This is a genomic window from Pseudomonas sp. CGJS7 (genome assembly GCF_036961695.1).
On sequence record NZ_JBAMDI010000068.1, the window covers coordinates 49606 to 57159 of the forward strand.

Sequence of the window (7554 nt, forward strand, 5' to 3'; positions counted from 1 at the left end):
GCAACAGGCTCAATTTAAGGATGACCCCATGAACCAGCCTGTCAGCCACGAACACAAGCATCCGCACGATCACGCTCATGGTGATGACGACCATGGCCATGCTGCCCACGGCCACAGCTGCTGCGGCGCCAAAGCCGCGCCGCCGCTGGTGCAACTGAGCGAAACGGCCAGTGCCCAGGCACAACTCAGCCGTTTCCGCATCGAGGCCATGGACTGCCCCACCGAGCAGACCCTGATTCAGGACAAACTGAGCAAGCTGGCCGGTATCGAACAGCTGGAATTCAACCTGATCAACCGCGTGCTTGGCGTGCGCCACACCTTGGACGGCACCGCCGATATCGAGCGGGCTATCGACAGCCTGGGCATGAAGGCCGAGCCGATTGCCGCCCAGGACGACGGCAGCGCCAGCGTGCCACAACCGGCCAAGGCCCGCTGGTGGCCACTGGCATTGTCGGGCGTCGCCGCGATCGCCGCCGAAATCGTGCACTTTGCTGCACTGGCCCCTGAGTGGGTGGTAGCGGGACTGGCGCTTGCCGCGATCCTCGGTTGCGGCCTGGGTACCTACAAGAAGGGCTGGATTGCCCTGAAAAACCGTAACCTCAACATCAATGCGCTGATGAGTATCGCCGTGACGGGGGCCGTATTGATCGGCCAGTGGCCGGAGGCGGCGATGGTCATGGTGCTGTTCACCGTTGCCGAACTGATCGAAGCGCGCTCGCTGGACCGTGCGCGCAATGCCATCGGCGGGTTGATGCAGCTGACCCCGGACATGGCTACGGTGCAGCAGGCCGATGGCCAGTGGCGCGAGCTGGAAGTGCGTGAGGTGGCCATCGGCGCACTGGTGCGGGTGCGCCCTGGTGAGCGCGTCGGCCTGGACGGTGAAGTGACCAGCGGGCAATCCAGCGTGGATCAGGCACCGATTACCGGCGAAAGCCTGCCTGTGGAGAAGGGGGTGGGCGACAAGCTGTTCGCTGGCACCATCAACCAGGCGGGGGCGCTGGAGTTTCGCGTCACCGCCGCTGCCGGGCAGTCGACCCTGGCGCGGATCATCAAGGCTGTGGAGGAAGCGCAGGGCGCGCGGGCGCCTACCCAACGCTTCGTCGACCGATTCTCGCGTATCTACACCCCGGTGGTATTTGCCATTGCGCTGGCCGTGGCGCTGTTACCCCCGCTGTTCATGGCTGGCGCCTGGTTCGACTGGGTTTACCGCGCCTTGGTGCTGCTGGTGGTGGCCTGCCCCTGCGCGCTGGTGATCTCGACCCCGGTGACCATCGTCAGTGGCCTGGCCGCCGCTGCGCGCAAAGGCATCCTGATCAAGGGTGGCGTGTACCTGGAGGGTGGCCGCCACCTGGATTTCCTGGCCCTAGACAAGACCGGCACCATTACCCATGGCAAGCCGGTGCAGACCGACGCCAAGGTGCTGGCGCCGCTGTTCGAAGACCGTGCGCAAGCCTTGGCGGCCAGCCTGGGCGAGCGTTCGGACCACCCGGTGTCCCGCGCCATTGCCGAGTTCGGCAAGCAGCAAGGCCTGGCCTTGAGCGAGGTCAGTGACTTCGTTGCGCTGGCCGGGCGCGGCGTACGTGGCGTCATCGCGGGTGAGGTCTACCACTTGGGCAACCACCGCCTGGTCGAGGAGCTGGGGCTGTGTTCGCCAGCGCTGGAGGCCCAACTGGATGCGCTGGAGCGCCAGGGCAAGACCGTGGTCCTGCTGCTTGACCGCTCCGGGCCACTGGCACTGTTCGCTGTGGCCGACACGGTCAAGGACAGCAGCCGTCAGGCGATCGCTGAATTGCATCAGCTGGGTATCAAGACTGTCATGCTGACCGGTGACAATCCGCATACTGCGCAGGCCATTGCCGCCGTGGTGGGGATCGACCGCGCCGAGGGCAACCTGTTGCCGGCCGACAAGCTGAGAACCATTGAGGCGTTGTACGCCCAGGGCCATCGGGTGGGCATGGTCGGTGACGGCATCAACGACGCCCCGGCACTGGCCCGCGCCGAAATCGGTTTTGCCATGGCTGCTGCCGGCACCGACACCGCCATCGAGACGGCCGATGTGGCGCTGATGGACGATGACTTGCGCAAAATCCCGGCCTTCGTCAGGCTGTCGCGCCAAAGTGCGGCGATTCTCATGCAGAACATCGTCCTGGCGTTGGGCATCAAGGCGATATTTCTGGCGATCACCTTCGCCGGCATGGCCACGATGTGGATGGCGGTGTTCGCTGATATGGGCGTGAGCTTGCTGGTGGTGTTCAACGGCTTGCGCCTTTTGCGCAAATAGAGGACGTACATGCTGAGTTCCGAGCTGAAGGCCTTCTACATGGTGGCCCGTCTGGGCAGCATCACCCAGGCGGCGAAGAAGCTTGGCCTCAGCCAGCCCACGGTGACCACGCAGATCCGCAGCCTGGAAGGCCAGTACGCCGTGGAGCTGTTCTACCGCGGCGGGCGGCGCCTGGTGTTGAGCGAGGAGGGCTTACGCCTGCTGCCGATGGTCAAGGCGCTGCTGCAGCAGGAAGCCGACATCGAGTTCGAGCTGCGCAACAGTGGCCAGGCCCAGGGCAGCCTGCGCATTGCTGCCACTGCGCCTTACTACATTCTCGACCTGGTCAAGATCTATCGCGAACGCCTGCCGCAGGTTGAAGTGGCGGTGGAGATCGGCAACTCGCAGCAGGTGCTGGAAATGCTCGAGGATTACCGGGTGGACATTGCCGCGTCGTCGCAATGGGTGGAGGACGCACGGTTGGTGCGGCGGATACTGGGCACTGACCCTTTGGTGGTGGCGGTGCACCGCAACCATCCGCTGGCCCATCGCCAGACGGTGTCGATCGAGGTGGTGTCGGGGCATTGCCTGCTGATGCGCGAGAAGGGCTCGACCACACGCAAGCTGACCGAGCAGATGATGCAGGAGGCTGGGGTCAAGGCCAGCGCCATGATGGAAATCGGCAGCCGCGAGTCGATCCGCGAAGCGGTGCTGCGCAATATCGGCATCAGCGTGATTGCCCGCCATGAGGTGCCGCACAATCCCGAACTCCGGGTGCTGGCGCTGGAAAATGCGCCGGTGATGCATGAGTACCTGTATTGCCTGAAGGAGCGGCGCCAGGCCCGGTTGCCGGCGGCATTCCTGGGGGTGGCGCAGGAAGTGGCCGGTTCGCAGTTCTAGATTCGTGTTGGCTTGTTCGCGGGTAAACCCGCTCCTGCATTTCTGCGAACACGCATGCCTGCATTTCTGCGAACGCGCATGCCTGCATTTTCCGCGAACACGCATGTCTGCATTTTCCGCAAACACGCATTCCGTTGTAGGAGCAGGTTTACCCGCGAAGAGGCCGGTACAGGCCACTACTAAATCTACCTATACCACTATCACCGGCTTTTGCCTTAAAGCCACAGAACCTTCGCACAGCCTGCCTAGCATGGCCCCATCTCTTCGATGAGGCCATGCCATGAACCACACCACCCCCGGCGCACAGATTAAAGTGCGCAACATCCACAAGCGCTTCGGTGCCTTTACGGCGCTCAACGATGTCTCGCTGGACATCGCCGCGGGCGAACTGGTGTGCCTGCTCGGCCCATCCGGCTGTGGCAAGACCACGCTGCTGCGTTGCATTGCCGGCCTGGAGCGCCAGGATCGCGGTACGCTGTACATCGGCGAACGCGATATCTCCAAGCTGTCACCCCAGGCGCGGGACTACGGCATCCTGTTCCAGTCCTATGCGCTGTTTCCCAACCTTACCGTCGAAGCCAATATCGCCTATGGCCTGACGGGCAGTGGTCGCGAGCAGGCCCGTCAGCGGGTGGCCGAAATGCTCGAACTGGTTGGCCTGTCTGGCAGCGAGAAGAAGTACCCAGGCCAGCTCTCCGGTGGCCAGCAGCAACGTGTGGCCCTGGCCCGCGCGCTGGCACCGTCGCCATCGCTGCTGCTGCTCGATGAGCCGATGTCGGCGCTGGACGCCCGGGTGCGCGAGCACTTGTGCACCGAACTGCGTCAGCTGCAGCGCCAACTGGGCATCACCACGTTGATGGTTACCCACAACCAGGACGAGGCCATGTTGATGGCCGACCGCATTGCGGTGATGAGCAACGGTCAGGTCGAGCAGTACGCCACCCCGCAGGAAATCTACGACCACCCGGCCACGCCGTTCGTGGCCGAGTTCGTCGGCCAGGGCAACTGGCTGCCGTTCCAGCGCCGCAGCGACAGCCATGCCCTGGTCGGCGACATGAACATGCGCCTGGCGCCGGGTTCAGCCCAGGCCAGCAGTGGCCGGCTGTTCTGCCGCCCGGAAGCGATCACGGTCAACCCGGTGGTGCACGAAGAGAACCTGTTCCCGGCCATGGTCCGCGAAATCACCTTCCTCGGTAACCGCTGCCGCATGAGCTTTGAACTCAAGGCCCTGCCAGGCCATGCCCTGCTGGCCGAGCTGGCCCCTGAGGCCATGCCGCGCCTGGGCTCGCAGGACATCTGGGTGGCGTTGCCGCCGCAGAGCCTGCAGGTGTTTGCCTGAGATGGCCGCGCCAATGTCCCTGCCGTTGAGCCAGGCCAAAGCCGCGCCGCGTGCTGGCATCGCCCTGGGTGACCGGCTGTTCGTCGTCGGCGGCAAGAGCCTGCTGCTGATCCTGTTGGTGCTGGCCGTGCTGATGCCGTTGCTGGCGATCTTCTGGCGTGGTTTCAGCGGTGAAGCGGGCCAGGGCGGTGGCTTGCTGGCGGCCCGTGAACTGTTCACCAGCGCCAGCTTCCATTGGTTGCTTGGCAACAGCCTGTCGGTGGCCTTCACCGTCGCGGCCATTGTGGTACCGCTGGCCTATTTGTTCGCCTTTGCCCTGCAACGCACGTTGATTCCGGCCAAGGGCCTGTGGCGGGGGATTTCGCTGCTGCCATTGCTGGCACCGTCGATGCTGCCGGCCATCGCCCTGGTCTACCTGTTTGGCAACCAGGGCCTGCTGCGTGGGTTGCTCAGCGACAATATCTACGGCTTCTGGGGCATCGTGCTGGGCGAGGCCATCTACACCTTCCCGCATGCGCTGATGATTCTGCTGTCGGCACTGTCACTGGCCGATGCTCGCCTGTTCGATGCGGCCTCCAGTATGGGGGCAGGCTCGTGGCGTGCGTTCACCAGCATCACCTGGCCGGCCTCGCGCCAGGCGGTATTCGCGGCGTTTTGCCTGGTATTCACGCTGACTATCACAGACTTCGGTGTACCGGTCGTGGTGGGGGGCGACTATCAAGTGCTGGCGCTGGAAGCCTACAAGGCGGTGGTGGGCCAGCAACAGTTCGGCCGTGGCGCGCTGATCGGCATGGTGCTGCTGTTGCCGGCCCTGTTCAGCTTTACCGTCGACGCCTGGCTGCGTAGACGCCAGGGCGACGCCATGGGTGGCCGTGCGCAGGTGTTCGAACCCAAGCCATCACGCGGTCGTGATGCCTGCTTCCTGACCATTGTGCTGCTGGTGTGCGCGGCGTTGCTGGTGGTGATCGGTATGGCGGTGTACTCCTCGCTGGTCACTTTCTGGCCCTACAACCTGTCGTTGTCGCTGCGCCACTACCTGTTCGAAGACACTGCCGGTGGCGGCTGGCTGGCCTACCGCAATAGCGTGACCATGGCCATTGGCACCGCACTGATCGGCAGCATCGTGATCTTCACCGGTGCCTACCTGATGGAGAAGACCCAGGGCCAACGCCTGCTCAACCATGCGCTGCGCCTGCTCAGCTTCATCCCCATGGCCGTGCCGGGCCTGGTGCTGGGCCTGGGCTACGTATTCTTCTTCAACCTGAACGGTAACCCGCTGCATGTGCTGTACGGCGGCATGGGGTTGCTGGTGGTGTGCACCATTGCCCATTACCTGACCACCGCGCAGATGACCGCGACCACCGCCCTGCGCCAGCTCGACGGCGAGTTCGAGGCTGCCGCGATGTCGCTGAAAGCGCCGCTGTACAGGCACTTCCTGCGCGTGACCGTGCCGATTTGCCTGCCGGCACTGCTGGACATCATCCGCTACCTGTTCGTATCGGCGATGACCACCGTGTCGGCAGCGATCTTTCTGTACAGCCCCGACACCATCCTGGCTGCCGTTGCCGTGCTGAACATGGACGACGCCGGCAACGTTGGCGGTGCCGCCGCCATGTCCACCTTGATCCTGCTGACCAGTGCCGGCGCTTCACTGTTGCTGGCTGCAGCCTCGCGCGGCCTGCTGCGCCGCTCCCAAGCCTGGCGCCAACGCGCCGCGACCGTCTGACCTGTAAGGAACCTACCCATGCACAAGCACCTTGCACTTGCCGTTGCCGTTTCCGCCGTGTTCAGCCTGCAGGCTTCGGCCGCCGATACCCAACTGACGGTCTACACCGCCCTGGAAGCCGAGCAGCTGAAAACCTACAAGCAGGCCTTTGAGAAAGCCAACCCGGATATCGAGATCAAGTGGGTGCGTGATTCCACCGGCATCATCACTGCCAAGCTGCTGGCGGAGAAAGAGCGCCCGCAAGCTGACGCTGTGTGGGGGCTGGCGGCATCGAGCCTGGCCATCCTCGACCAGAACGGCATGCTCGAAGCCTATGCGCCAAAGGACCTGGGCAAGATCTCCGGCAATTATCGCGACGCCGCCAACCCGCCAGCCTGGGTCGGCATGGACGTGTGGGCCGCCACCATTTGCTTCAACACCATCGAGGCCGAGAAACAGGGCCTGAGCAAACCGGTGAGCTGGCAGGACCTGACCAAGCCTGAGTACAAAGGCAAGATCGTCATGCCCAACCCGGCCTCGTCCGGCACCGGCTTCCTGGATGTCAGTGCCTGGTTGCAGACCTTTGGCGAGCCGCAGGGCTGGGCCTACATGGATGCGCTGCACCAGAACATCGGCCAGTACGTCCATTCCGGCTCCAAACCGTGCAAGCTGGCGGCGGCGGGCGAGTTCCCGATCGGTATTTCGTTCGAATACCCGGCCGTTCAGCTCAAGCGCCAAGGCGCGCCGTTGGACATCGTGTTGCCAAAGGAGGGTTTGGGCTGGGAGATCGAGGCAACCGCAGTGATCAAAGGCTCGCCCAAGGCAGATGCGGCCAAGCGCCTGGCCGATTTCTCGGCCAGCCCGGCGGCCATGGAACTGTACAAGGAAAACTTCGCCGTACTGGCCGCGCCGGGCATCGCCAAGCCGCAGACCGAGCTACCGGCGGATTATGAGCAGCGGCTGATCAAGAACGACTTTGCCTGGGCCTCGAAGAACCGCGACCAGATTCTGGCCGAATGGCGCAAGCGCTATGACGGCAAGTCGGAGAAGGTGGCCCAGCAGTAACGCTTCACTATTGCAGGGCCGGCCTCTTCGCGGGTAAACCGTGAAAGGGCCGGCCCTGCTGGCCAATTTCCACCCGCCGTTCACTGTTGCTGCCGCTACCGTATTCGCGGGTAAACCCGCTCCTACACCGGATTGGTGGTGGGCGCACATCGGTGGTTGGACACAGGCCGCCGTGTAGGAGCGGGTTTACCCGCGAAGAGGCCGGCCCTGCTGGCCAATTTCTACCCGCCGCTCACCGTTGCCGCCGCCACCGTATTCGCGGGTAAACCCGCTCCGGATTGGCGG

Annotated in this window: 5 protein-coding genes; all 5 read left to right on the top strand. The window is 64.0% G+C overall.

The window, feature by feature from the left end:
• The first annotated feature begins 28 nt into the window (after positions 1–28).
• The 5 genes from V7787_RS31660 (at position 29) to V7787_RS31680 (ending at position 7269) form a co-directional block, all read left to right on the top strand.
• Positions 29–2281 (top strand): heavy metal translocating P-type ATPase, encoded by a 2253-nt coding sequence (locus tag V7787_RS31660; protein WP_336091366.1) that lies wholly within the window; start codon positions 29–31, stop codon positions 2279–2281.
• Positions 2282–2290: 9 nt separating this feature from the next.
• Positions 2291–3160, top strand: coding sequence for a LysR family transcriptional regulator (locus tag V7787_RS31665; RefSeq protein ID WP_010955674.1), 870 nt, complete (start codon positions 2291–2293; stop codon positions 3158–3160).
• 280 nt (positions 3161–3440) lie between these two features.
• Positions 3441–4499 (top strand): putative 2-aminoethylphosphonate ABC transporter ATP-binding protein, encoded by a 1059-nt coding sequence (locus V7787_RS31670; protein WP_336091368.1) that lies wholly within the window; start codon positions 3441–3443, stop codon positions 4497–4499.
• A gap of 1 nt (position 4500) precedes the next feature.
• Positions 4501–6225: a putative 2-aminoethylphosphonate ABC transporter permease subunit gene (locus V7787_RS31675; protein ID WP_104886935.1), complete on the top strand. Its 1725-nt coding sequence runs from the start codon at positions 4501–4503 to the stop codon at positions 6223–6225.
• A gap of 18 nt (positions 6226–6243) precedes the next feature.
• Complete coding sequence (locus tag V7787_RS31680; RefSeq protein WP_014592747.1) at positions 6244–7269, top strand: putative 2-aminoethylphosphonate ABC transporter substrate-binding protein; 1026 nt, start codon at positions 6244–6246, stop codon at positions 7267–7269.
• The last annotated feature ends 285 nt before the right edge of the window (positions 7270–7554 follow it).

Excerpts from the sequence above, each read along its gene's own strand:
- V7787_RS31680 (WP_014592747.1), top strand. The coding sequence starts at position 6,244 with ATGCACAAGCACCTTGCACTTGCCGTTGCCGTTTCCGCCGTGTTCAGC.
- V7787_RS31660 (WP_336091366.1), top strand. The coding sequence starts at position 29 with ATGAACCAGCCTGTCAGCCACGAACACAAGCATCCGCACGATCACGCT.
- V7787_RS31670 (WP_336091368.1), top strand. The coding sequence starts at position 3,441 with ATGAACCACACCACCCCCGGCGCACAGATTAAAGTGCGCAACATCCAC.
- V7787_RS31665 (WP_010955674.1), top strand. The coding sequence starts at position 2,291 with ATGCTGAGTTCCGAGCTGAAGGCCTTCTACATGGTGGCCCGTCTGGGC.
- V7787_RS31675 (WP_104886935.1), top strand. The coding sequence starts at position 4,501 with ATGGCCGCGCCAATGTCCCTGCCGTTGAGCCAGGCCAAAGCCGCGCCG.